Annotated in this window: 21 protein-coding genes; 7 read left to right on the plus strand and 14 right to left on the minus strand. The window is 39.3% G+C overall.

Annotated features, from left to right (window positions below; genetic code table 11):
- Positions 1–11 precede the first annotated feature (11 nt).
- Positions 12–1,142, minus strand: coding sequence for a glycoside hydrolase family 130 protein (locus BM107_RS05065; RefSeq protein WP_208864335.1), 1,131 nt, complete (start codon positions 1,140–1,142; stop codon positions 12–14).
- A gap of 197 nt (positions 1,143–1,339) precedes the next feature.
- Between BM107_RS05065 and BM107_RS05070 the strand changes: the two genes are divergently transcribed.
- Positions 1,340–2,272 carry a hydrogen peroxide-inducible genes activator gene (locus BM107_RS05070; protein ID WP_090980968.1) on the plus strand — a complete coding sequence of 311 codons (933 nt, stop codon included), beginning with the start codon at positions 1,340–1,342 and terminating at the stop codon, positions 2,270–2,272.
- A gap of 246 nt (positions 2,273–2,518) precedes the next feature.
- Here BM107_RS05070 and BM107_RS05075 read toward each other — a convergent pair whose 3' ends face one another.
- The 4 genes from BM107_RS05075 to BM107_RS05095 form a co-directional block, all read right to left on the minus strand.
- Positions 2,519–2,980 carry a hypothetical protein gene (locus BM107_RS05075; protein WP_090980970.1) on the minus strand — a complete coding sequence of 154 codons (462 nt, stop codon included), beginning with the start codon at positions 2,978–2,980 and terminating at the stop codon, positions 2,519–2,521.
- Positions 2,981–3,076: 96 nt separating this feature from the next.
- Positions 3,077–3,685, minus strand: coding sequence for a superoxide dismutase (locus tag BM107_RS05080; RefSeq protein ID WP_090980972.1), 609 nt, complete (start codon positions 3,683–3,685; stop codon positions 3,077–3,079).
- 273 nt (positions 3,686–3,958) lie between these two features.
- Positions 3,959–4,426, minus strand: a complete 468-nt coding sequence (locus BM107_RS05085) for a nucleoside deaminase (RefSeq protein WP_090980974.1) — start codon at positions 4,424–4,426, stop codon at positions 3,959–3,961.
- Between the two features lie 250 nt (positions 4,427–4,676).
- Positions 4,677–5,012 (minus strand): tRNA-binding protein, encoded by a 336-nt coding sequence (locus tag BM107_RS05095; protein ID WP_090980978.1) that lies wholly within the window; start codon positions 5,010–5,012, stop codon positions 4,677–4,679.
- 186 nt (positions 5,013–5,198) lie between these two features.
- Here BM107_RS05095 and BM107_RS05100 point away from each other — a divergent pair, with 186 nt between their 5' ends.
- The 3 genes from BM107_RS05100 (at position 5,199) to BM107_RS05110 (ending at position 10,017) form a co-directional block, all read left to right on the plus strand.
- The gene (locus tag BM107_RS05100; RefSeq protein ID WP_090980980.1) at positions 5,199–6,683 is read left to right on the plus strand and encodes a xylulokinase; all 1,485 of its coding nucleotides are present in this window, start codon (positions 5,199–5,201) and stop codon (positions 6,681–6,683) included.
- Positions 6,684–6,757: 74 nt separating this feature from the next.
- Positions 6,758–8,089, plus strand: a complete 1,332-nt coding sequence (xylA, locus tag BM107_RS05105) for a xylose isomerase (protein ID WP_090981416.1) — start codon at positions 6,758–6,760, stop codon at positions 8,087–8,089.
- 260 nt (positions 8,090–8,349) lie between these two features.
- Positions 8,350–10,017 carry a sodium/sugar symporter gene (locus BM107_RS05110; RefSeq protein WP_090980983.1) on the plus strand — a complete coding sequence of 556 codons (1,668 nt, stop codon included), beginning with the start codon at positions 8,350–8,352 and terminating at the stop codon, positions 10,015–10,017.
- Positions 10,018–10,455: 438 nt separating this feature from the next.
- Here BM107_RS05110 and BM107_RS05115 read toward each other — a convergent pair whose 3' ends face one another.
- The 9 genes from BM107_RS05115 to BM107_RS05155 form a co-directional block, all read right to left on the minus strand.
- Positions 10,456–10,839 (minus strand): hypothetical protein, encoded by a 384-nt coding sequence (locus BM107_RS05115; RefSeq protein WP_090980986.1) that lies wholly within the window; start codon positions 10,837–10,839, stop codon positions 10,456–10,458.
- A 1-nt stretch (position 10,840) separates the two neighbouring features.
- Complete coding sequence (locus tag BM107_RS05120) at positions 10,841–12,076, minus strand: ABC transporter permease (protein ID WP_166672352.1); 1,236 nt, start codon at positions 12,074–12,076, stop codon at positions 10,841–10,843.
- Positions 12,077–12,171: 95 nt separating this feature from the next.
- Entirely contained in the window at positions 12,172–12,810 is a 639-nt protein-coding gene (locus BM107_RS05125) for an MBL fold metallo-hydrolase (RefSeq protein WP_090980990.1), read from the minus strand.
- Positions 12,811–12,853: 43 nt separating this feature from the next.
- A complete protein-coding gene (gldD, locus tag BM107_RS05130; protein WP_090980992.1) occupies positions 12,854–13,441 on the minus strand; it encodes a gliding motility lipoprotein GldD in 588 nt (195 codons plus the stop codon).
- Between the two features lie 47 nt (positions 13,442–13,488).
- Positions 13,489–14,232: a shikimate dehydrogenase family protein gene (locus BM107_RS05135; RefSeq protein ID WP_090980995.1), complete on the minus strand. Its 744-nt coding sequence runs from the start codon at positions 14,230–14,232 to the stop codon at positions 13,489–13,491.
- 84 nt (positions 14,233–14,316) lie between these two features.
- A complete protein-coding gene (locus BM107_RS05140; RefSeq protein ID WP_090980997.1) occupies positions 14,317–15,084 on the minus strand; it encodes a phosphosulfolactate synthase in 768 nt (255 codons plus the stop codon).
- Positions 15,085–15,144: 60 nt separating this feature from the next.
- The gene (locus BM107_RS05145) at positions 15,145–16,548 is read right to left on the minus strand and encodes a tetratricopeptide repeat protein (RefSeq protein ID WP_090980999.1); all 1,404 of its coding nucleotides are present in this window, start codon (positions 16,546–16,548) and stop codon (positions 15,145–15,147) included.
- A 529-nt stretch (positions 16,549–17,077) separates the two neighbouring features.
- A complete protein-coding gene (locus BM107_RS05150) occupies positions 17,078–19,585 on the minus strand; it encodes a M1 family aminopeptidase (RefSeq protein ID WP_090981000.1) in 2,508 nt (835 codons plus the stop codon).
- 69 nt (positions 19,586–19,654) lie between these two features.
- Positions 19,655–20,533: a TraB/GumN family protein gene (locus tag BM107_RS05155; RefSeq protein WP_090981001.1), complete on the minus strand. Its 879-nt coding sequence runs from the start codon at positions 20,531–20,533 to the stop codon at positions 19,655–19,657.
- Positions 20,534–20,649: 116 nt separating this feature from the next.
- Between BM107_RS05155 and amaB the strand changes: the two genes are divergently transcribed.
- From amaB to BM107_RS25185, 3 genes are all read left to right on the plus strand, one after another.
- A complete protein-coding gene (amaB, locus tag BM107_RS05160; RefSeq protein WP_090981002.1) occupies positions 20,650–22,191 on the plus strand; it encodes an L-piperidine-6-carboxylate dehydrogenase in 1,542 nt (513 codons plus the stop codon).
- 895 nt (positions 22,192–23,086) lie between these two features.
- Positions 23,087–25,069, plus strand: a complete 1,983-nt coding sequence (locus BM107_RS25180; RefSeq protein WP_262987377.1) for a TonB-dependent receptor — start codon at positions 23,087–23,089, stop codon at positions 25,067–25,069.
- Positions 25,047–25,901 (plus strand): outer membrane beta-barrel protein, encoded by an 855-nt coding sequence (locus tag BM107_RS25185; protein ID WP_262987378.1) that lies wholly within the window; start codon positions 25,047–25,049, stop codon positions 25,899–25,901. Before BM107_RS25180 ends, BM107_RS25185 begins: the two co-directional genes overlap by 23 nt.
- The last annotated feature ends 38 nt before the right edge of the window (positions 25,902–25,939 follow it).

Below are 25,939 nucleotides of genomic sequence, written 5' to 3' on the forward strand. Positions count from 1 at the left end.
TGATTTGCACTTTATTTTGGGGAAGCAGGATTATAAATGGCTACTGCTACCCGGCTATCTGCACAGCCATAATATAAAAACCACTTCTTTTTGAAATAGACCAACCCCTCCATAAAAACCGTACCGGAAGGGTATTGCCCACTTTTTTCGAAAGGGGCTGTAGGCACAAAAAAAGGTTGATCGAGCCGCGCAATCAATTTTGAAGGATTTTTAAGATCGAATAACACCTGCCCGGCCGAATAGGTATTGGCTACATAATTGGTATCCCTTCTGGCATCGCCCCTATTTTTGCCATTATAAAGTACCAATATGCCCTGGTCGGTAACAATCGCCGGCGGACCACATTCTGTTAAATCGCTATCGAAATAGTGTTCCCTGGGCTTCACAATCATATCCAGTTCATTCTTTGCGTTTAATGCAGGCTCCCAGTTAACAAGGTCAGTTGAGGTTGCAATATTCATAAAACGTTCGCCCCAGTACATCATGTATTTGCCGTTTATTTTGGCAATTACCTGTTTACCGTTTCCTAACTTCGTAACAATTGAACCAGATTTACATTTAAGGTCTTTAAATTTACCATTATAGGCTTTACCAAACGCCGGACCGTGTTTGGTCCAGTGTTTTAAATCTTTGGAAGTGGCCACGGCGAGGCGGAATATATTGCGGTTCCATTGTGTATATAACATTACATATATACCCTCTGCAGTAACCGCAATACGTGGATCTTCGCAACCACCCGGCCATTCGTTTGCTTTCTGCTCATCTTCACCGGGATAGAACACCGGCTCCGGACTACGTTTCATTTTAATGCCGTCACTGCTTTCTGCCATTCCTATCCTGGAAGTACGCATACCTATTCCATTGCCAGAACGATCTTCACTACGGTATAATACATAGATCTTATTTTTATGTACAGCGGCAGCGGGATTAAAGACATCGCCGGCCTCCCAGGCTATTTTTTGCCTGAGTATGGGATCCATAAAAAAACTTTCTGCACTTGGCCAAATAATGGGATTTACGTTTTCTGGCCTTAGAAACGGCCCTAGTGCCCAATCTGGGAGTTTATCCTGGGCATTTACCGCGAAGGCTAGCGGAAGAAAAACAACAAAAAGGAATAAACGCAAAATGGTCCTGTTCATCATACTAAAATACTAATTAATCTGCTAAGCTGATAATAGTATAATTACCTGAAATTAATCAGATCAAAATCGCTCTTCAACTTTTGTTTACAGAATCATATAATTCGATTATTTTGGTTGAAATCATGCTACAAAATGCCAATCATTTTTAATTATAGTTAAAATTGATATATTTGAAATGATCAATCAATTTTGCCTATATGACTTTAGTTCAGCTCGAATATATTGTTGCCGTAGATACTTATAGAAGTTTCGTAACTGCAGCCGAAAAGTGTTTTGTAACCCAGCCTACCTTAAGTATGCAGGTACAAAAATTGGAGGAATTAATCAGTGTTAAAATTTTCGACAGGAGCAAACAGCCTGTAAGTCCGACAGAAATTGGTGCGCAGATTATTGCCCAGGCAAGAATTATCTTACAGGAAAGCGGAAAAATTAAAGAGTTGATCAGCAGTCAGCAGCAAGATGTAATGGGCGAGCTGAAAATCGGAGTGATCCCAACTATTGCCCCATATTTATTGCCAGAGGTGATTTCGGCCATGCTGGATAAATACCCTGAATTAAAGCTTTTAATCTGGGAATATACCACCGAAGACATCATTCATCACTTAAAAACCGGTGTGCTGGATTGCGGTATTTTAGCTACGCCGCTCACCGATCCAAACATTACAGAAACTCCCCTGTACTATGAAAATTTTGTAAGTTACATCAGTAAAAACAGCAAGCTGTACAAAAAGAAATCACTTGATGCCGAAGACCTGAACGACGAAAATATCTGGCTCTTAAATGAAGGTCATTGTATGCGAAACCAGGTATTGAACATTTGCCGTTCTACAAAAAACAACAGGCTACAGGGACTCGAATACAATACAGGTAGTGTAGAAACCCTCGTGCGTATGGTTGATTTAAATGGGGGTGCAACACTATTACCCGAATTGGCCATCGCACAACTGGATGCGAAGCAAACCAACAAGGTACGCCATTTTAAATCACCAGAGCCTGTACGAGAGATTAGTTTGGTGACCCATAAAAACTTTATTAAGAAACGGATGCTTAACGCGTTAAAAGATGAGATTTTAGTCATTATCCCAAAAGCGATGAAGCAAAAAAAGAAAAAAGATATTGTTGGGATTTAATTCCTTGCTTGCTTCGCTACCGTCATGCTGAATTTATTTCAGCGTCTTTCTTGATGTAAAGACCCTGAAATAAATCCGATAGCAATCGGATCAGGGTGACGACACTCCAGTAAGTGCCTACATCAAATAAAACAGATCTTTTAAATTTAGTGAATTAACTTTTGATCCTTATCTAAATGCCACGCCAGTTTACAACCTGTTGCCGCAGGATTTTTATCTTCTAAAAAGCTCAGATAATTAAAAAAATTACTGATTTTGTTTTTCTACCGGAGGAGCAGATAGCAATCCTTTGATATCACTCTCCACTTCTTCCTCTTCGCCTTTTTTCTTTTTCTTGTTTTTTGATTTTAAACCTTTACCACTTAAACGCTCCTCAATAATTTTATCATATTCAGTTTGTTGCTCTGGCCTTAAAACGTTGCGGATATTTTTCGAGGTTTCGTTCTGAAGCTTATAAAATTTATCTACATCCTCCTCGCGTGAGTTACCGGCCTGTTGTCTTTTAATTAAATCAGCTTGTTCTTTTGCCTGGTTATAAGTATAACTATAAATGACACTTTTTTGCGTACCATTTAGTTTTAATCGTTTTTCCAGATCATCTACATTCTTTTGAGCAATTTCTGCCGGGGTAGGCATTTTATTCTGTTGTGCACGTACCAGCACATTTACGCCAACAATAATTAAAAATAAAACTACAAGCCTTTTCATTTTGAATATTTTATATGCGAAGTTACTTAAATATCTCAAAACAAGAAAGTCCCGATCTACACCGGGACTTCTCTTCAATTTTATAAAACGTTTCGCTTACAAAGCTTTTTTGTAAAGTTCAGCAACTGCATCCCAGTTGATTACATTCCAGATTGCTGCTAAATAATCAGGGCGTTTGTTTTGATATTTTAAATAATAAGCGTGCTCCCAAACATCAATACCCAAAATTGGCGTTCCTTTTACTTCGGCAATATCCATTAAAGGATTATCCTGGTTAGGTGTAGAAGAAACCTGAAGTTTTTTATCTGCACTTACTGATAACCAGGCCCAGCCTGAACCAAAACGTGTAGCACCAGCCTCCTGTAATTTAGTTTTAAGCTCAGCAAACGAGCCAAAAGTTTCATTAATCGCTTTAGCTAAATCGCCGGTTGGCTCACCGCCTTTGTTCGGACCTAAAATGTTCCAGAATAAAGAGTGGTTATAGTGTCCACCGCCATTGTTTCTAACAGCTGCAGGGTATTTTGAAATGTTTTTAACAATTTCCTCGATGCTTGAATTTGCCTCTGGCTTACCTTCTAACGCTTTGTTTAGGTTGGTAACATATGCCTGGTGGTGTTTATCATGGTGGATTTCCATGGTAGTTTTATCAATATGCGGTTCTAATGCATCGGTTGCGTAATGTAACGCAGGTAATTCAAAAGCCATAGTTTTATGTTTAAAGATTAAAAAAATATTTCTGTAGCAAATATAACATTACAACGTTAAGATTTGTTCATGTTATTATCATCAAATCACTTTCTGGGTTAATGTTGTAATGTTGAAGGCTTTAATGCTGGAAGGTTTTTTGTAAAATCAGCATCGTCCTCCTTTACAACGAAGGATGCTCACTATCGGCGATTGAATTGCTATACCAGCGCTTAACGCATTACAAATACGCACCTCAATAATCCCCATTAAAAACGAGGACAATTAGACTAACTACCTCTTCTTCGCAAAGAAATCCTTCATCAGCATACCGCATTCTTCAGCCATTACGCCGCCTTTTAAAAGCGTTTTAGGATGCAGCAGTTGAGCATTCCTGGAGATAAAGCCTCTTTTTTCTTCCCTTGCGCCATAAACAATGCGACCGATCTGTGTCCAATAACTTGCTCCGGCACACATCACACAGGGCTCAACGGTTACATATAAAGTGCAATCCCTTAAATATTTACCTCCAATGGTTTGTGCGGCAGAGGTAAAAGCCTGCATTTCAGCATGTGCGGTCACATCGTTAAAACGTTCGGTTAAATTGTAGCCACGGCCTATAACCCTGTTTTTACTGACTACGATTGCCCCGATCGGAATTTCATCTTCGGCAAGAGCCTTTTTTGCCTCTTCCAAAGCCAGTTTCATATAGTGAATATCTTCTTCTTCGGGATCGGTATTTTCGAAATTGTAAAAACTCATGAGGCAAATATAGGGTAATAATGACCAAAAAGGCTTCCGGAGGCTCCAAAGGCAAAGGGCCGGCAAAACTGCTGAAGTCTGAGTTGAAAATTGGTTAGGTTTTGGAGCGCAGTATCAGCGCTTATCGGCTGCTTCAGTCCTGCTTTACGCTCCAAGTCCTCTCCCGGTGAAAAGCCGGGATTGCGGGCTTTCCGCTGCAATCAGGGCTAATTGGCCGCAGCAATTACGTGTAAACTCCGGAAGCTAACTATTAAACCAATTTACTTCCGTTCGGCACTTTACGTTCCACCGTAGTTAATACAATATCTCCGTTTTCATCAGCGAAACCGGTTACTAAAAATTCTGACATAAATTTCCCGATTTGTTTTTTAGGGAAATTGATCACCCCGACAATCTGTTTTCCAGGTAATTCTTCCAATGTATAATGTTTGGTAATCTGCGCGCTGCTCATTTTGATACCATATTCGCCGAAATCTACCTTTAATTTATATGCTGGTCTTCGGGCTTCAGGAAATTCGAAAGCCTCAAGAATAGTACCTACCCGTAATTCAACCTTTTCGAAGTCGCCCCATGTAATTTGTTCCATATGATTAATGTATATGACGCAAAAATATAAAATATTAAAGCATTAGACACAGCTTCAAATGATTCGAAGTATTTAACCGTTTGGCATTAAACACAACAGGAATTTACAAAAAATTTGCGTTTTATATTTTTACCACTATCTTTATGCAACCGTTTGCATAACCAAATATTAAATTAAGATGAAAGCATGTATTTATTAGGAATTGATTTAGGTACCTCATCCATTAAAGTTGCAGTTGTTGATGCAGCTACACAAAAAAATATAGCCACCGCTCAATATCCGGAACAAGAAACAGCCATCAAATCTTTACAATCAGGCTGGGCAGAACAGTCGCCTGATGAGTGGTGGGAAAATGTTCAGCAGGCCATCCTCAAATTAAATTCAACCGGTCTTTTTGATCCGAAAGAGATCAAGGCCATTGGCATTGCCTATCAAATGCACGGACTTGTTGTGGTAGATCAAAATCAGCAGGTACTCCGTGATAGTATTATCTGGTGCGACAGCAGGGCTGTTGAACTGGGCAATAGCGCTTTTGACGCTATCGGTCACGAAAAATCGTTAAAACACCTATTAAACTCACCTGGAAATTTTACGGCATCGAAACTGGCCTGGGTAAAAGCAAACGAACCCGATATCTATAACTGCATCGATAAAATCATGCTTCCCGGCGATTTTATTGCGATGAAATTAACCGGAGAAATCACTACAAGTATTTCGGCCCTATCCGAAGGTATTTTCTGGGATTTTGAAAACCACGAAATCTCTAAAGATGTAATGGATTATTACGGCATCTCCAGCAACCTGATCCCAACCGTAAAACCTTTATTTTCGGAACATGGTTATTTAAAAACGGATATTGCACATGCATTAAATTTAACTGCCGGCATCCCGGTAGCTTATAAATCTGGCGACCAACCGAATAATGCACTTTCCTTAAACGTGTTAAAACCTGGAGAGGTTGCCGCTACAGCCGGAACATCGGGGGTAATTTATGGTGTAAGCGATGAACTTACTTATGATAAGCAATCAAGAGTCAATACCTTTGCGCACGTAACCTATTCAGGAGAAAAAAAGCACACTGGAGTTTTGCTATGTATTAATGGTACCGGAAGCATGTACCGTTGGGCAAAACATAATTTCGCGCCACTGTCTAGCTATGCTGAACTCAATATACAGGCCTCGAAAGCACCAATAGGCAGCAATGGTTTAAAAGTACTTCCTTTCGGCAACGGTGCAGAACGGATGTTAAATAATCAATATACAGGTGCAGAGTTATTGGGCATCGACCTAAACCTCCACAATCAATCAGACATCTTCCGGGCTATACAAGAGGGGATTGCTTTTGCTTTCCGTTATGGATTGGATATTATGCGGGAAAATGGCATGCAGCCTAAAGTTATCCGTGCCGGAAAGGCCAATCTGTTTTTAAGTGAGGTATTTGCACAAACGTTTGTAGATGTTACGGGCATTCCGGTTGAACTTTATGAAAACGATGGCAGTGTGGGCGCAGCCTTGGGTGCTGGTATAGGTGCCAGCATTTTCAAAAGCGCAGAAGAGGCTTTTAGCAATCACAAAGTCATCAAAACTTTAATGCCTCAACATTCAGCTGAGTATGAGCCGGTCTATCAGGATTGGAAAGAAATATTAGAAAAACAATTAGCAACTGGTTAACGGTTGATCGCTTTATCGTGAGTTTTTATCACGAACTATTGACCAACAAACCATCAATCAAAAAACAAAAAAACATGACAAAAGTAGTAACCGGAGCAACGGAATTTTTCAAAGGCATTGAGCAGATCAAATTTGAAGGCCTGGAAAGTGATAATCCATTAGCATTTAGATGGTATGACGCCAACAAAGTAGTCGCTGGCAAAACCATGAGTGAGCATTTTAAATTTGCTTGTGCTTACTGGCATTCATTTAATGGTAATGGAGCAGATCCGTTTGGAGGTGCAACACACGTTTTCCCTTGGGATGAAAAAAAAGATGCAGTAGAAAGGGCTAAAGATAAAATGGATGCAGCCTTTGAATTTATCACGAAAATGCAGATTCCTTATTATTGTTTCCATGATGTGGATGTGGTAGATTATAGCGATGACGTTGCCGAAAACGAGCGCAGATTACAGGCCCTTGTTGAATATGCAAAACAAAAACAAGCAGATAGCGGCGTAAAACTGCTATGGGGAACAGCGAATTTATTTAGCCACAAGCGTTATATGAATGGTGCATCTACCAATCCTGATTTTCATGTACTGGCCCATGGCGCTGCCCAGGTTAAAGCTGCTTTAGACGCCACCATTGCCCTTGGTGGTGAAAATTATGTTTTCTGGGGTGGAAGAGAAGGCTATATGAGCTTATTAAACACCAATATGAAACGTGAGCAGGAGCATCTGGCAAAATTCTTACATACGGCTAAAGATTATGCACGCAAACAAGGTTTTAAAGGAACATTTTTTATTGAACCGAAACCATGTGAGCCTTCTAAACACCAATACGATTACGACGCGGCAACAGTAAAAGGCTTTTTACAGGAATACGATCTGTTGTCAGACTTTAAACTAAACCTGGAGGTAAACCATGCTACACTTGCCGGCCATACTTTCCAGCATGAGCTACAAGTTGCGGTAGATAATGGCTTGTTAGGCTCTATCGATGCAAACCGTGGCGATTATCAAAATGGATGGGACACCGATCAGTTCCCAAATGATATTAATGAATTAACCGAAGCCATGTTAATCATTTTAGAAGGTGGTGGTTTGCAAGGTGGTGGTGTAAACTTCGATGCGAAAATCCGCCGTAACTCTACTGATCAGAAAGACTTGTTTTATGCACATGTAGGCGGAATGGATATCTTTGCAAGGGCATTGGTTACTGCAGATGCCATTCTTCAGAAATCTGAATACAAAAAGGTAAGGGCCGACCGCTATGCCTCATTTGATAGCGGAAAGGGAGCCGAATTTGAACAAGGAAAATTAAGTTTAGAAGACTTAAGGAATTACGCTGCAGAAAACGGCGAACCAGAGGTACGCAGCGGAAAGCAGGAATATCTTGAGAACCTTATTAACCGGTATATTTAATTATCCCAATAAATATATTATCCGCGGTCTGTGTATGCACAGACTGCGGTAGTACCCAAACCAAGCAAACTTAAATTTCTCTTCCACTGAAGGGTGCATTCTATTGCGAATGACAATCAAATAACCCATCTTAGCCGAATAATCTTTAATTGGAGGAAGACCAAAATTAATAAACGTCATTTTAACATTTTTTAATTCAAAAAAAGCGGAGATTAATTTATGATTTTGCTACATTTAGATTTCTAAACCAAATAACTTAAATGAAAGTCACAGATTACATTATTTTTTTAGCCTACTTTGCCATTGTGGCAGTTTATGGCTTTTGGATTTACCATCGTAAAAAGCAGAAGCAGATGAGCAGCAAGGATTATTTTCTTGCAGAAGGTTCACTCACCTGGTGGGCCATTGGTACCTCTTTAATTGCCTCGAATATTAGTGCCGAGCAATTCGTAGCCATGAGCGGCGATGGATTTAAAATGGGATTAGCCATTTCTACTTACGAATGGATGGCAGCTGCAACATTAGTAATTGTAGCCACATTTTTTATTCCCGTATATCTTAAAAATAAGATCTACACCATGCCACAATTCTTGAGTCAGCGTTATAATGGCACGGTAGCCATGATTATGGCTGTGTTTTGGTTGTTATTGTATGTTGTGGTAAACTTAACCTCTATCTTGTACCTTGGTGCACTCGCCGTAAGCAGTATTTCGGGTATTGGCTTTTGGTATTGTATGATCGGCCTCGCCATTTTTTCTGTAATCATAGCGTTGGGTGGCATGAAAGTAATTGGTTACACGGATGTAATTCAGGTGGCGTTTTTAATTTTTGGCGGTTTAGCAACTACTTATCTGGCACTTAACTTGGTGAGCGACCATTTTGGTGGCCATGGCGTGTTAGATGGTCTATCGTTCTTAAGGGAAAAAGCACCCGATCATTTCCACATGATTTTCAAAAAAGATAGTGCCAATTATGCCTCATTACCAGGTATGACGGTATTGCTTGGCGGTATGTGGATCGTGAACCTAAACTATTGGGGCTGTAACCAGTACATCACTCAACGTGCTTTAGGTGCTGATCTGAAAACGGCTAGGGCAGGTATCTTATTTGCCGCATTTTTAAAGCTTTTAATGCCATTAATTGTGGTATTACCAGGTATTGCAGTATATATGTTATATACAGAAAAAACAGGTATTGATGTAAATTCAATGATGCCGGGTGGAGAACTTCGTCCGGACAGGGCTTACCCTACTTTATTGAATATTCTGCCTACAGGCCTTAAAGGTTTATCTTTCGCGGCGTTAACCGCAGCAATTGTTGCTTCACTGGCGGGTAAAATCAATAGTATCTCTACTATTTTTACCCTTGATATTTTTAAGAAACACATTAATACGGCAGCCTCTGAAAAGAAACTGGTAGGTACCGGACGCGTAGTTGTTATTGTTGCAATGGCTATCGCAATTGCCATTTCTCCTTTCTTAGGTATTGATAAAAAAGGTGGTTTCGAATTTATTCAGGAATATACAGGTTTTGTAAGTCCTGGTATTTTTGCGATGTTTATCTTAGGCTTCTTCTGGAAAAAAACTACTTCTAATGCAGCTTTATTTGCCACTATAGGTGGTTTTGGTTTATCGGTATTACTAAAATTCTTACCAGGAATGATGGATTTATCTTTCCTTCACAATTTTGGATTTTCGGTAGCCAATGCAGATGGAGTTTATGAAATACCTTTCCTGGATAGAATGGGAATTGTATTTGTAGTTTGTATAATCGTGATGTTTGCCATCAGTATGTTCGAGAACAGCAAAGGCGATAAATCTAATGGTTTAGAAGTAGATTCAAGCATGTTCAAAGTTCATCCTTCGTTTGCCGTTGGATCACTGATTGTATTTGGAATTTTAGTAGCGCTTTACTCTACTTTCTGGTAAAATTAAAATCAATAGTATACAAAAGGCTCGCGATGAAAATTGCGGGCCTTTTTTGTTTTTCTAAATAATATTATAATAACGCTCAATTTTTCACCTACCCGTAGAGACGCTGCGCTTAACTCTACGGACAGGCAGGAAAGGCGATTAATAGCAGCCCAGACGCCAGCCAAAATAGCGCTGATCCGATAACCATAGGATGAAATGGAAGCCCGCAAGCTAAGCATGAGCGCGGACTTATAACGGAAAGCAGGACTGCAATTACCAGTCAGTATTGCAATTGTGCTTTAAAAAACAGAATAAGACTATTTAATTAACCAAACCCGGCTTACCCGGACTTAATCGAAAAATTGAACTCTGTTTAACTGAAATATTGAGTTTGAAAACCCAACTCTGTTTATTAATCCGTAGAGAGCTGCGCTTAACTCTATGGATAGAAAATTATTGTGCGCAAGGTCCGTCTGGAATTTCTTTGCTTATTTTGATCACTTTAGTAACCACCAGGGTAGAATCGAAATCGGCCGCAACGGTAGCGGTGTCGGTTTTGGTAAAATAACCTTCTAGTTCTACATATACAGGCTCATAAGGCTTTTCGAAGCCTAAATTACTGTACGATAACTCTAATTTTTTCACGCTGTCTGTAACCCAAAATTCGCGGGTATCCTCACATAGCGTAATTGATTTCATTTCAGGGCCAAATGTATACAAACCCTTTACAATTTTAAGATTGTTCTTTTCTCCCTCGGCTTTATCATTCCTGTTACAAGCTGTAGCGGCTACGCCAAGGAGCACAACAAGTACAATTGCTTGCTTAAATAACTTCATTTTATATCGTTTGATTAATTTGATCTATCTTTTTAACGCTTAAATTGGATGACAAAGCGGATGCCAAAAATGAGAAGATACCTACCGTAATAAAAACTAATACAAAATCTTTCCATTTTAATGCAATCGGATAAGAACTTACCAATGTTTTATTTACTTCATCGCCCATTTTAATCAATCCATAGGTATGTTGAAAATAATAAAATATAATTCCTATGATTAGCCCCAATACACAGCCAGACATGGTAATCATCATGCCCTCAAATAAAAATATACGTTTGATTAATTTCTTTCCTGCGCCTAAACTGCTTAGAATGGCAACATCCTTTACCTTATCGATTACTAACATGGTTAACGACCCTATGATATTAAATATAGCAATAATCAGGATAAAAGTAAGGATAATATACACGGCCCATTTCTCGGTATTTAAAATATGGTAGAGTGACTTATTTTGTTCGGCCTGATTTCTGACTTCATAATCTTTACCGGCCTTTTCGATTATTTCATCTTTAAAATCATCTACATCAACACCTGGTTGCAGATTAATTTCGATAGCAGATACATTTTTATCTTCCCCAAGCAGCTCACGTGCAAAATCGAGTGGAACAATAATCCCATTGTCGAAATCTTGTTGCACTTCGAAAACACCGCTAACCCGGATATTTTTGACCACAAAATCATCAGCTGGATTGATCGTATTTACAGCGATATCCTTTTTTGGCGAATAAATTTCCAGCTCGGTAAAAGGATCAACTGTATTAACAGCCAAATAACTTTGTAATGCAGAACCGATTACCGCATTATCACCGCTTTTGTTATGCAATATAAAACGGCCTTCCTTAATGGTACTGTCTAGTTTTGTGTTCTTTAAGTAATCTAAACTTACCCCTTTTACCATTCCCACAGCCTGCTTATTGTTGTATTTCAACAATGCATTTTCCTGCAGCACTTCGGTAAAAGCCGCCACATCTTTATTTTTTCTAAGCTGATTAAAATAACCTGTATTCGGATCAAAAGTCTTCCCCTTAGCTGGTGTAATCGCAATTTGCGGCGTAATGGTATCAAACATATTCAGCACCACGGTTTCTAACCCGTTAAAAACCGACAAGATAATAATCAAAGCTGCGCTGCCAACCATTACGCCTACCATTGATATGCCCGAAATCAGATTAATGGCATTGGTTGACTTTTTGGCAAAAAGATACCTTTTGGCAATGTAAAACGATGTATTCACAGCAGTAAATATAGTTAAAATGTAAGATGCAATGATGTAAGATGGAATATACGAGCGGGTTATTACATCATCCCCCATCCATTACACATTTCACCTTAAAAAAACGGGTTATGTTGTTTTTCAAAACCAATGCTCGTTGCTGGTCCGTGGCCAGGATAAACTTTGGTTTCATCAGGTAAGACAAAAAGTTTATCAGAAATGTTTTGAATTAATTGCTGATGGTTGCCGCCTGGCAAATCAGTACGCCCGATACTGCCATAAAAAAGCACATCGCCGCCTATTAACATATGATCAGCCGCACTGTAAAAACAAAGGTGTGCCGGCGAATGTCCTGGAGCAAAAATCAGTTCCAGTTTGCTATTACCAAAAGAAATCGTCCCTGTTTCAGGCAAAAAGGTATCTGGCAAAGGAGACACTTCATAACGGGTAAAGCCCATTGATGGTGCATAGCCCGGAACGGCATTTAAAACCGGCAATTCACCTTCATGAAACTGTGGTTTTAAACCATAGGTTTCAGCCACAAATTTATTGCCGAAAACATGATCAAGATGGCAATGTGTATTAAGCAACAAAACAGGATTCAATTCTTCCTGTTTAATGAAAGCGGCCAATTCATTTTGCTCAAAACCTTCGTACATACCTGGATCAATAATGGCGCATTCCTTTGTTTCATCATAAAGCACATAGGTATTTTCGCTGTAAGCGTTAAAAGTGAAGGTTTTTACTGTAATCATAAGTATTTAGAAAAAATCTGTTCAAAGGAACAGAAATAATAAACTAATTTTTCCACCTGAAAGTAGAAATCAAGGTATCGATATCTTTTTTAATAAATTTAACAACGGGTTCAATAGAATCGTATTGTGGGCGTTCATTAAAGTATAAAGCTCCTCTAAAGTAATGTTTAGCACTATCTGTTAAAAAAAACTGAACGGAAGATGCCGTATTCCCTTCAATGGCATAGTAAATGCCATAAACGTTATGGTCAGGGTAATTAATCATTTTTTGATCTATCGCACTTGCTTTTATGGTGTGTTTAAAGGCAAGCTTCCTGGCATCTTCCACCATTTCATCATACTCACTTTTACCTGAAACATCATAATAAGTTAAATGCAGAAAGCCGTTAAATTGTTTAAAGTGCAAATTGTACCAGTTTTTTTGAGCATCGCGGCTTTGATCTTGCTCTACCGTAGCATAACTCGGGTATTTAAACGTAAAGGGAACTGCTTTGGTAAATGTGGTATAATCTTTCTTAGGGAATACAATCCTGAAATAGGCTTTTGGTTTCGGGCTGTAATCGCGGTTTTGACAAGCTGTTACGCATAAAAGCAGTGCAAAGAGTAAAAAAATCAACTGGTTTACTTTCATTCCTCAAAAAATCTGCTTACTGGTTAACAGGATAAAGATAAGCTAAATTATTTATTCCAGATGGCCCAGGCTTTTTCAGCTTGCTGATGCAACATTTCAAGTCCGTTTTTTGTTCTTGCACCGCCAGCAGCAGCCTTAACCAGAAATGCAGTTTCGAGTGGGTTATAAACCAGGTCGTAAGCCAGGTGTTCAGGCCCGATTAAACTGTAATCAATATCCGGAAAGGTATCTACATTTGGCGACATGCCCAACGGCGTGGTATTGATTAATAATTTATGCGAATCCAAAATTTCTGGTGTAATCTCCGAATATAATATGTTTCCTGCAGTTGCCTTACGCACCACTGTCTGGTATTCGATATTCAACTTTTCCAAAACATACTTTACCGCTTTTGCTGCGCCACCATCGCCAAAAACAAGCGCTTTGTTATGTTGCGGTCCTAACAGTGGTTTTAGCGATTCTTCAAAGCCATAAGCATCGGTATTATAACCTTTTAAATAGCTTTCACCTTCAAAGCTTCTGATTGAAATACAATTTACAGCACCAATTTTTTCTGCAGCTTCATCTACTTCATTTAAATAACACAGCACATTAACCTTATGCGGAATGGTTACATTAAGGCCAAAAAGTGATGGATTTTCACTCAGCAGGTCAGGCAACGATTTTATATCTGCGATCGGGAAAAGCTCATATTGATGATCGGTAATGCCTTCATTTTGAAATTTTTCCGTGAAATATTTTTTTGAGAACGAGTGAGAAAGTGGGTAACCGATTAAACCGTATGTTTTCATATTGATATAACAAGCAAACCTTACAGGCTTTTGAAACCTGTAAGATTTATTTAACTATGCGCCTCGCAATGACGAATTTTGTCTTTATTTTACCTTATTCAGGAAATAATCGAAAGTATCACCACGTAATCCTAAACGAATGGTTTCCAGCGGAATTACTTCTGCCGGGGCAATATTACCCAGGTTTACATTACTGCCAATCAACTTAATGAACCAAACCTGTTGTTCTTTTTGAGGAGCTTCCCAGATAATGGTTTCTTCCGGAATCTGCGTTAAAATTTCATCAACCAATCCTTCGCGTACTTCACCGCTTCCACGGTAAATACCAACGTTACCACCTTCGCGGGCCTCTGCAATTACTTTCCATGAGCCTGCCTCAATTTCGGCCTGCATTAATTTGATCCACTTGTAAGGGGCAAATATTTTAGCGGCATCTTTACTGCCTACTTCAGAAATAACGGTAACCTGTTTAGCCAGTTCGCTAATGAATCCACATTTTTTGTCGTGCTCAATTTCGATAGACCCATCAGATACTTCTGCATATTCCATTCCGTATTGATCTAAAACACGCTGGTAATCTGAAAACTGGTTACGGATAATAAAAGCTTCAAATAATGTTCCACCAAAATAGGTAGGAATGCCTGCGCTTTTATATAAAGCCAGTTTTTCTTTAAGGTTTGGCGTAACATGCGATGTTGCCCAACCTAATTTTACAATATCTGTATGTATGCCGGCAACTTCAATAAAATCTTCAACCTGGCGTAGGCTCAATCCCTTATCCATAACCATTGTTAAGCCCTTTTGGCGCGGTTTAGTCGGACGTTCGGGAACGTTTAATAAAGGATAATTCATATGCGTACAAAAGTGAAAAAAATTTTCAGATTTATTTGTTAAATTTTTCTCACAAGGTCGTTACCTTATATATCTGTTTATAACACTCAAAATGGCACTATTATCCTGTAATTGCGGTAGGTATTCAAACAAAATATAATGTTTATCTGGGTCGGTTGTTAAAGCGGTTTCCAAGTAACCCAATGCATCAGCATAGTTTCCTATGGCGAAAAGATAGGCTACCATCCTATAATACAGTTCTGCAGCTTCAGGGTTATTTTTAATTGCCTCCGCCATTGTTTCCGCTGCTTCACGCAATTTTCCCTGTTCATAGAGCACAGTACTAAAATCCAGCCAGGCTTCAACATCCAAAGGATTAAACTCCAGTACTTTTTCATATGCTTCGATCGACTCATCAATCTGGCCCAGCTTATAATAAGCATCGGCCATGGCGAACCAGAAATCTGCATTCTCCGCTTCCAGGTCTATCGCTTTTTTATAAAAGTGTAATGATTCGAAATAACGTTCCTCAAAATTAAGTGTAACCCCGATCCCAAACCAGGCATCAGCCATTTTAGGATCCATTTTTACCGATTTTTTATAGTAAGAACGGGCCTCATCCATTTTCTCCAGTTTCTCGTAACATTCGCCAATGGCACAATAAGTATCGGCATTGGGCTGTTCGTACTCAAAAGTCTGTTTATAAACTTCTATCGCCTCATCATATTTATCAAGCTGCACCAGCGCATTTCCTTTGTTAAAATAGGCTGAACTGAAATCTTCTTTAATCAAGATGGCATAGTCATAAGCATCAATCGCTTTTTCGAAAAGATTTAACTTATGGAAACTATTGCCCAGATTGTACCAGGCCGCATAAGAATATGGATCAGTATCAATATATTGCTGATAAAATTTGATACTTTCTTCTTGTTTGTCTAACACATCATAACAGAAAGCAAGCTCATACAAACCATCCTGGTTTTCCATATTCTGCTCTAAGCTAAGCTTGATATAGGTAATGGCACTTTCATAATCGCCCATACTCTGGTAAACATAAGCCATCTGCAATAATATCTCATCCGTACTTTCGGCCAGTCCCAAAGCTTTTTCATAATTTTCCAAAGCCTCGTCAAAACGTTCGGTATTCTGAAAAATATTACCGCGGAGCAGATAAATATCTGGTTCTGATGGTTCTAAAAGCTCAGCTTTTTGCAAAGCGATAAAAGCCTTTTCGCTATTGTTCGTTAAGATGTAAAGGTGAGCCTGTTTAATTAAAAAAATTGTGGCATAAGGGTGTTGACTGATTGCAAAATCAACTACCTGCAAAGCTTTGACCGGATCATTTTTCTCAATGTAAAAATCTACAATGTATTCGAATGCCCCTGCATCGAAAAAATACTGATCCTGGTTCCGCAGCATTTCTTCGTAACGTTCTACTGAACGTTGTGCATCTTCGTTGGATTCAAAAAAGAATTCTTCTTCCATATATTATACTATTAAAGAACCGTGCCAATAAGCAGAAAAACACATTATAATTTTAGCAATTTTAATTATCCGTTTTTAAAATAATTATTAACATCAATAGCCGCAAAAGCGCTAAACAGCTGAATATAAAGCCTGTTAACTATAGTTAAGATGTGTGGATAATCGATAGATTTGTTGCAACATCGCGGTTCCTTTTCCCTTCTTCCACAAAAATACTATAAATTTATGGCATATACTAATGAAGAGGGATGAAAGGATTAACCGTGTTTGCCCTGTTTTTGTCTGCTTTATTATAAGGGGATTTGCTCAAAGCGATGAAGAAACCAGGACTGGCAAACCGTTTACGTTATTGATACGGGGGAAAAATAGGCTGTAAATAGATCTTGTATAATCCTAGGAGTTACTGCATATCAATAAAAAAAGTCGTCATCTCGACTGAAACGCAGTGGAATGGAGAGATCTATCAAACACAGATTTCTCCACTTCGTTGCACTCCGGTCGAAATGACGACCTGCTGGAGGAATAAGAATTACTCCCTTCCTAAATCGGCAGCTCCTTTTTTAAATAACTCCGCCTGCTTATTCAATTTGACTTTTTCTTCTCCGCTTGCAGCATTTGCCTGTTTAGTTTTGCCTTGGGCAGTAGCATTATAAGCACCAGCAAGTTGTTTGTTTAAATAAGGCTGCAATTTTAATCTTTCAATAGCATTACCAATATTCGTTATACCTTGCTCGGTAACTGCAGGGTTGGTATTTGCTCTTAAATACTGAAAATACTGACCAATTACACCAAATATCTTATCCCTATCACCTGTAAGCATAATATTATCATAAAATGCCTGATAGTCATCTTTTGGATCGCTGACGTATAAGGTAGCGATTGACGGTGCGATATGCGCCCTCGTCTCTTCATCTAACGCTGCTATGGCCGACGTCGTTTCCTTCGGTGCCAGTTTAGCCAAACCATCAACGCCCGCAGCAATTACCCTGTAAGATCTGTCTTTTAAACTTTCTGACATTAAAGCTTTATAGGCCTGGTCTCCGGTTTCTGCTAACTTCACAATTGCAGCTGCTCTGGCATCTGTATTTTTATCTGTTTTGGCAATCTGAAGCAAAACAGGTAACGCTGCTGCTTTAATCTGGGCATCTTCTAAATTAATGCCGGCAATACTTAATGCGCGTAAATCTGCCGATTTATCTTTCAAACCCTCTAATAGCACCATTTGACCGCTGTTGGCTTTGCTCTGCATAATAAACTGTATAGCCTCAATCCTATTGGCATAACTTGGCGCATTTTTGTATTGAAAATAATAGTTTTCGGCCGTTTTATTGTCATTGGTTTCGCCAACTAAAATTTTATCTACATCAAAATCGATTAAATCTGGTTTGGCACTTACCTCAAAACTAAAATCCTGCTCACGGCTATTGATCAGAATTTCTTTCCTGATTTTTTTACCTCCTGCATAAATATCAAGTTTAACCGGCAACGTAAAGGTTTGTACGCTGGTATCTTGTGTTTGTTTAACTTTAATGGTTGCTTTTCCATTTTCATAACCATAATCGATACTTAAAATCGGGTGACCACCATTGTAATACCATTGATTGAAATAAGGGCTCCAGTCTTTTCCGGTAACATCTTCCATTGCCAGACGCAACTGGTGCGTTTCGCCATTTTTAAAGGCATTGGTAGTGAGGTAGCGGTTAAGCGATTTGTAGAAAGCTTCATCGCCCATTTGGTTTTTTAGGGCATACAGAATGACCGAGCCTTTGGCATAACTAATATTATCGAACATGTCTTCCTTATCATTGTAATAGAAGCGGGCCAAAACCGGGCTTTCGCCTTTTTTAGTTGAACCGAGATAAGACTGTAATTTTTCGTAACGCGATTTATCTTCCGCATCCTTGCCGGCATCACGCCCATGCCAGATGATCTCGCCAAAAGTGGCGAAAGATTCATTCATGGTTAAATTAGACCACGATTCAGCGGTGACATAATCTCCAAACCATTGGTGAAAAAGCTCATGTGCAATGGTACCTTCTTCGTTTCCATCCAACAGCTCGCGGTCTGTTTTTTGTACCTGTTCGCCATGTAAAGTGGCTGTAGTATTTTCCATCGCCCCTGAAACATAATCTCTGGCTACCACCTGCGCATATTTATTCCATGGATAATCTACGCCCAATAAATTGCTATAAAACTGGATCATATCAGGCGTCTTACCAAAAATCTGTTTCGCGTATGGTGCGTACTTCGGCTCCAGGTAATAACTAACTTCTTTGCCTTTATAATTGTCTTTGGTGATTTTAAAATCGCCTATAGCCATCATAAATAAGTATGGCGAGTGGGGTAAATCCATTTTCCAGGTATCGGTTCTTGTACCATCGGCATTATTTTTTTGGCTTACCAGTTTCCCGTTCGACAGGGTAGTGTATTTCGATTTTACCGTCATCGAAATTTCCTGGGTTGTTTTCTGATCGGGTTTGTCAATTGTTGGAAACCAGGCCGATGAAGATTCTGTTTCGCCCTGCGTCCAGATCTGGGTAGGCTTGTTTTTATCGGTACCATCAGGGTTGATAAAATATAAACCTTTGGCATCGGTTATGGCCGCACTTCCCTTTACTTTTAATTCGTCAGGTTTAGCTGTATAAGCGATGTATATTGTATATTTTTCGTTATTGGCATACTTTTTATTTAAATTGATATACAACTTATTATCGTTATACGTGTACTTAAGGGGGGTATTTGCTTTGGCTCCAACCAGCGCAACGGTTTTAATGTCCATCCCCTGCGCATCTAGTGTGAGTGAATCGGTGGTGTAAAAATGAGGCTTTAAAGTTATCCAGGCTTTACCATACAGGTAGCGCTTGGCGTAATCAAATGAAACATCGAGTTTGGTATGCACCAGATCATTGATTTTGGTTGGGGTTACCCGATAAACGCCCAGGTTTGATTTTTCTATGGCTTTTTCCTGCGCCAAAAGCGGATTACTTGCAAAAACCGCTGCCAATAGTATGCCACAGGCAATAATTTTTTTATTCATTTTTATGATTTTAATAAGTCAGGATCTTGAAGGCAAGATATTAAGAATTGTGGTAATTACCATTTACTTTTATTTGGTTGCTATCGGTTTTAAGGTATAACCTTTAGCCTGCAGTCCCTTTATCAAGCCCTCGTCACCCACTAAGTGACCGGCGCCAACGGCAATAAACAACGATTCCTTTTCCATCAGGGCAGGGAGCTGGTCCAGCCAGCGTTGATTTCGGTTTTTAAGCATCTCGGTCATAAACTCTTTAGTTTCTTCATCCTGTGCTTTAAAGAACTGGGTTAATTTATCGATATCCTGCGCCAGGTAATAACCCGTTAGTTCCTGCAATTTAATCTTATTCTTATCCGATTCCCTGACTGATTTAAGCAGGGCTTTTTTCTGTTTTTGCAGATCGTCATCAAATAACAATGCGCCCTGATATTCGGCCGTTTCTAAGCCGTGTATAGATTTAGCGTTGGCTTTTGCATATTTTTGAAAGCTTTCGTCTATGCCATTCATTAGACTTCTCATTTCAGGGTTGTCAAGAAGCATAATCAGCACACCAACCATTGCTGGCTTAAATCGGTTTAATTGCTTTAAGTTTACAGCGGGATTTCTGGCTTTAATATAATCGTCTACCTCTTTGTATTCGGCTGGGGTAAATACACTGTCAAGTGTATTGTTTTTCATTACTAAAAATGGGGCCATCCGGCCCTGTAAGGTTCCATCCATTACAATTTCGCCCACCACACCATTAACCGATTTTAATTTCTCCTGTAAAACCTGCATCGTATCTGCAAACTCTTTGTTTGTAAAATGATGTGTTCCAAATAAGTAAGAAGGTTTCTTTAATCCATTTCCTGATACTTCCCAAAGCAGGGTATTGGTATCCTTTTTAGGCTGCGCATTAAGGTTGAGTCCGAAGCATAAAAGCGCAACCAATAATAGTTTAATGTTTTTCATTTAATACTGATGATGAGTAAAACTAGGGTAAGATATAAGAATTGTGATAAAGTTAAGGGCAAAATGTAGACTGCATTCCCTTATTTTTTTGTTTTTTTGTATAAACCGTTAGAAATATGGCTACAGATATTCAATCTATTTTAAACAGATTAGGCATAAAAGCAGAAAATGCAGCCTACAGCACAGGAAGTAACTGGGGCGGGGCTGCAAACGCGAAAACATTGGAGAGTTATTCTCCTGTGGATGGCAAACTGATTGCTTCGGCTAAAGTTGCCAGCGCAGCCGATTATGATACTGTTGTAACCAAAGCACAGGAGGCATTTACGGCCTGGCGTTCGGTTCCAGCCCCTAAAAGGGGAGAAATGGTACGCCAGTTTGGCGATGCACTTCGTGAAAATAAAGATGCCCTGGGTACATTAGTTTCTTACGAAATGGGAAAGAGTTTACAGGAAGGCTTAGGCGAAGTGCAGGAAATGATCGATATCTGTGATTTCGCCGTAGGTTTATCCAGGCAGCTGTATGGTTTAACCATGCACAGCGAACGCCCCAACCACCGGATGTACGAACAATGGCATCCACTGGGAATTGTTGGCATTATCTCGGCCTTTAATTTCCCGGTAGCGGTTTGGAGCTGGAACGCAGCCCTGGCTTTGGTTTGCGGCAATGTATGCATCTGGAAACCATCAGAAAAAACACCCTTAACCGCTATAGCCTGCCAACATATTATAGCAAAAGTTTTTAATGATAATGATATAGCTGAAGGCGTATGCAGCCTGGTTTTAGGCGATCGGGAAATTGGCGAACTCATGACCAATGATGGAAGGATTCCTTTAATTTCTGCTACCGGATCAACACGCATGGGCAAGGCGGTAGGAGCTGCTGTGGGTGCAAGACTAGGGAAAAGCCTGTTGGAACTCGGCGGTAATAATGCCATTATTATTTCAGAACATGCCGATTTGGATATGAGTTTAATCGGTGCGGTATTTGGCGCGGTTGGTACTGCAGGCCAGCGGTGTACTTCAACCAGAAGGTTAATTATCCACGAAAGTGTATATGATGCTTTTACCGCAAAGCTGGTTAAAGCTTACGCACAGTTACGCATTGGCAACCCATTAGATCAACACAACCATGTAGGTCCGCTGATTGATACCGATGCGGTTGCAGCCTACTTAGATTCGATAGCTAAATGTAAGGCTGAAGGCGGCCATTTTGTGGTAGAAGGTGGTGTTTTAGTGGGCGATGGATATGCGAGCGGATGCTACGTGAAGCCATGCATTGCCGAGGTTCAGAATGATTATAAAATTGTTCAGCACGAAACCTTTGCACCCATTTTATATCTGATTAAATACAAAACGTTAGAGGAGGCTATTGCCTTACAAAACGCTGTCCCGCAAGGGTTATCATCAGCCATTATGACGCTAAATTTAAGAGAAGCAGAACAGTTCTTATCAGCTAAGGGATCTGACTGTGGTATAGCCAACGTAAATATCGGTACTTCGGGCGCTGAAATAGGCGGGGCTTTTGGTGGGGAGAAAGAAACTGGCGGTGGCCGTGAAAGTGGATCGGATGCCTGGAGGGCTTATATGCGCCGGCAAACCAACACCATCAATTATTCGAATACCTTGCCATTGGCGCAGGGCATTAAATTTGATCTCTAATCAGAAATATCCGGGATTTGAAATTTTAAATCGTCTTCGTTTGTAACGGGGATGAATGAGAAACGCGCTTCCGGCGCAAACCTTTTTTCTATTGGTCAGGATTTGAATCCTGGCCAACTAGATATCTTATCTGCATTAAAAATGCAGCACTCACCGATCCTCGTTTTAAAAGAGGACCACATACAAGTATGAAATTCAATCTGTAATTAAATGTTGTCGGGATTTAAATTATAAAAATCGTCCTTGTTTGTAACGAGGACCATACAAGTATAAAATTCGATCTGTAATTATATGCTGGCAGGGATTTGAAATGGTAAAATCGCCCTCGTTTGTAACGAGGATGAATAAGAAACGCGCTTCCAACGCAAAATTTTTCTATTGATCATGATTTGAAATCCTAACAAACTAGATTTCTTATCCGCATTAAAAATGCAGCACTCAACGATCCTCGTTTTAAACGAGGACCATACAAGTCTGAAATTCAGTCTGTAATTAAATGTTGTCGGGATTTAAATTATAAAAATCGCCCTTGTTTGTAACGAGGACCATACAAGTATAAAATTCGATCTGTAATTATATGCTGGCAGGATTTGAAATGGTAAAATCGTCCTCGTTTATAACGAGGATGAATGAGAAACGCGCTTCCAGCGCAAACTTTTTCTATTGATCAGGATTTGAAATCCTAACAAACCAGATTTCTTATCCGCATTAAAAATGCAGCACTCAACGATCCTCGTTTTAAACGAGGACCATACAAGTAATTTTATCCAGGTTTTTAAAGAAGATAGCTCTTTAAACACTGCCATGAAGCATATTTTTTTGTTAAAAAAAGTTAAACTATTACAAATAACTAATGCATTAGTTTATATTCGGTAAACAAAACCAAATCCTATCTATGAAACGTCTACTGCTCTCGCTATGCTTTTTTATTTTTATCACCATTTATTCCAAAGCGCAGGGTCTTCACAGCATTAAAGGCCGAACAATTGACACCGCATCTACAGCGCTTTTGTCAGGAGCATCAATAGCCATTTTAAATGCAAAAGATTCTACTTTGGTAAAATTTACCCGGGCAGCAGAGAATGGCACATTCGAACTTACCGGAATTAAAAACGGAAAATTTATTTTACTGGTTTCCTATCCGAAGTATGCCGATTTTGTAGACCATTTCACACTCGATTCTACCACCCATGTAAAAGATTTTGGTAACATTAACCTTACGGGAATGGCGAAAATACTTGCTGATGTAATTATAAAGGGAGAAAAAGCAGCCATTAAAATTAAGGGCGACACTACAGAATTCAATGCTTCAAGCTATAATATCCAGCCGAATGATAAGGTAGAAGATTTACTAAAAAAGCTGCCCGGTATACAGGTAGATAAAGATGGAAAGATAACCGCACAGGGTAAAACCGTACCGAAAGTATTGGTTGATGGCGAAGAGTTTTTTGGCGATGATCCAACACTGGTCACTAAAAACTTACGGGCGGATATGGTAGATAAGGTACAACTCTACGAAAAATCAAGCGACCAGGCGGCATTTACCGGGGTTGATGACGGGCAGAAAACACAGACAATCAATATTAAACTAAAAGAAGATAAAAAAAGCGGTTATTTCGGAAAAGTTGATGCGGGTTACGGTACGCATGATTTTTATAAGGGCCAGGTATTGTTCAATCGCTTTAAAGCAAAACAGAAGTTTTCTGTTTATGGCACAGCTGGCAATAATGGTACAACGGGACTAAGCTGGCAGGACAACAACAAACTGGGTGCAGGAAACGATAATATGCAAATGGGTGATGATGGAAGTATCTGGTTTAGCTATGGTGGCGGAGATGAACTAGAAAGTGGTAATTATTATGGAGAGGGTATACCAAGGGCAATAACCGGGGGTGCACATTATGATAATAAATGGAACAATGATAAGGAAACGATTAATACCAATTATAAACTGGGTGCTTTAGGGATTAAAACCACTAAAAATACCATAAGCCAAAATAATTTACCAGATGGGATCATCAATACCAATACCAACGAAACTTCTGACCGGAATGTATTTAGGCAAAAACTGGATGCCACTTATACCGTGAAGTTGGATACTACAAGTAATTTAAAGGTATCCGTTGATGGGATGCTTAAAAACAGCGACAATACCTCTAATTCAAAAAGTGAGGGTTTAAGAGGCGACAACTCTAAGTTAAATAGTAATGACCAGAATAACAGCAATGATGGTAAAGAGCAAAATTTTAACATCTCTGCACTTTATACCAAGAAGCTTAAAAAACCGGGCCGTAATTATTCGGTTAATATCAGTCAAAAGGTTAGCCAGATCACCAGTGAAGGTTTTTTATATTCGGATGTAAAATATTTTGACGAGGCTGGTGTAAAAAAGGGCGGTGCAGTAACCGATCAGTTTAAAACGAACACCACCCGTAATGCTGTCCTTAGTACCAATTTAACCTATAACGAGCCACTGAGCAAGTCGCTAGCTTTAGTTTTGAATTATGGATTTGGCCTTAATGACAGCCGTTCTGACCGCAAATCCTTTAATCAATCGACACCAGGAAATTATAATGTATTGGATAAAGAGTTTAGTAACGATTTTAAAGCCACACAATATATCAATCAGGGTGGAGCAGTTTTTAATTATAAAACCACCAAAACAACCATTAGTTTAGGAAGTAAGTTAAGTGCTGTAAATTTCGATCAGCTGGAGCAGCTTTCCGGCCAGCGTTATAAAAGGAGTTTTGTTAACTGGTTGCCACAAGCCAGCTATCAGTATAAATTCTCTGCACAAAAATCTTTCCGCATCGGCTATAACGGAAACACCAACCAACCAACCAACGGTAGACCAGTTGCAGCCTGTAAAAGTAAATGATAACCCACTGTATCAACCTTTAGGCAATCCTAACCTGGCCCCATCATTTAACAGCCGCTTTAATGCAAGTTATAATTCTTATAAAGTTTTAAGCCAACAATCAATATACATAAGCGGCGGTTTCGGGTTTGTAAATAAAGCCATTGTTAGCAATACGCAAACTGATAGCACTGGAAAAACAATTGCCCAGTCAGTTAATCTCTACGGAAAAACACCCATCAATTACAATATCTACAGCAGCATCAACAGAAAGCTGAAATTTTTATTTGATTCCGAGATAGGCTTAAGTTTAAACGCAGGTGGTAGTACCAGTTACAGTTATGTAAAAAGTCAGTTCAGCGATGAGGTAGAATTAAACCAGATAGTGAACACCAATTTTAGTCCTTCATTAAATATTAACCGATACAAAGATAAAAGTGAAATTTATTTAAGTTTTGGCCCAAGCTATAATGCACAGGTTGCTTCGTTACAAAAAGAACGGTCTAATAAAGGATGGGGCTTACAGGGTTGGGGAGGCATGAGCTTTACTTTACCAAAGAAAATCAAACTCCAGGCCGATGGCGAATATACCTATACCCCAAAATCGCCGGCATTTAACACTAGTTTTGAGCAAATCATCATTAATGCTTCGATTACAAAATCCTTCTTCAAAAAGGAAGATTTGAAATTCACCATCCGTGGAAATGACTTATTCAACCAAAACCGTGGATTTAGACGGTATGCCTATTCGAACATGATTACACAAACCAATTACAATAATATCAGCCGATATTTTATGTTCTCTTTAGTTTGGGATTTTAATAAAATGGGTGGAGGAACACCTCAAAAATAATTGCATCAGCTATAACGAAACCGTATAAACAGACATTT

Origin of the sequence: Pedobacter suwonensis (genome assembly GCF_900111825.1) — a bacterium.
GTDB classification, from domain to species: Bacteria; Bacteroidota; Bacteroidia; order Sphingobacteriales; family Sphingobacteriaceae; genus Pedobacter; species Pedobacter suwonensis.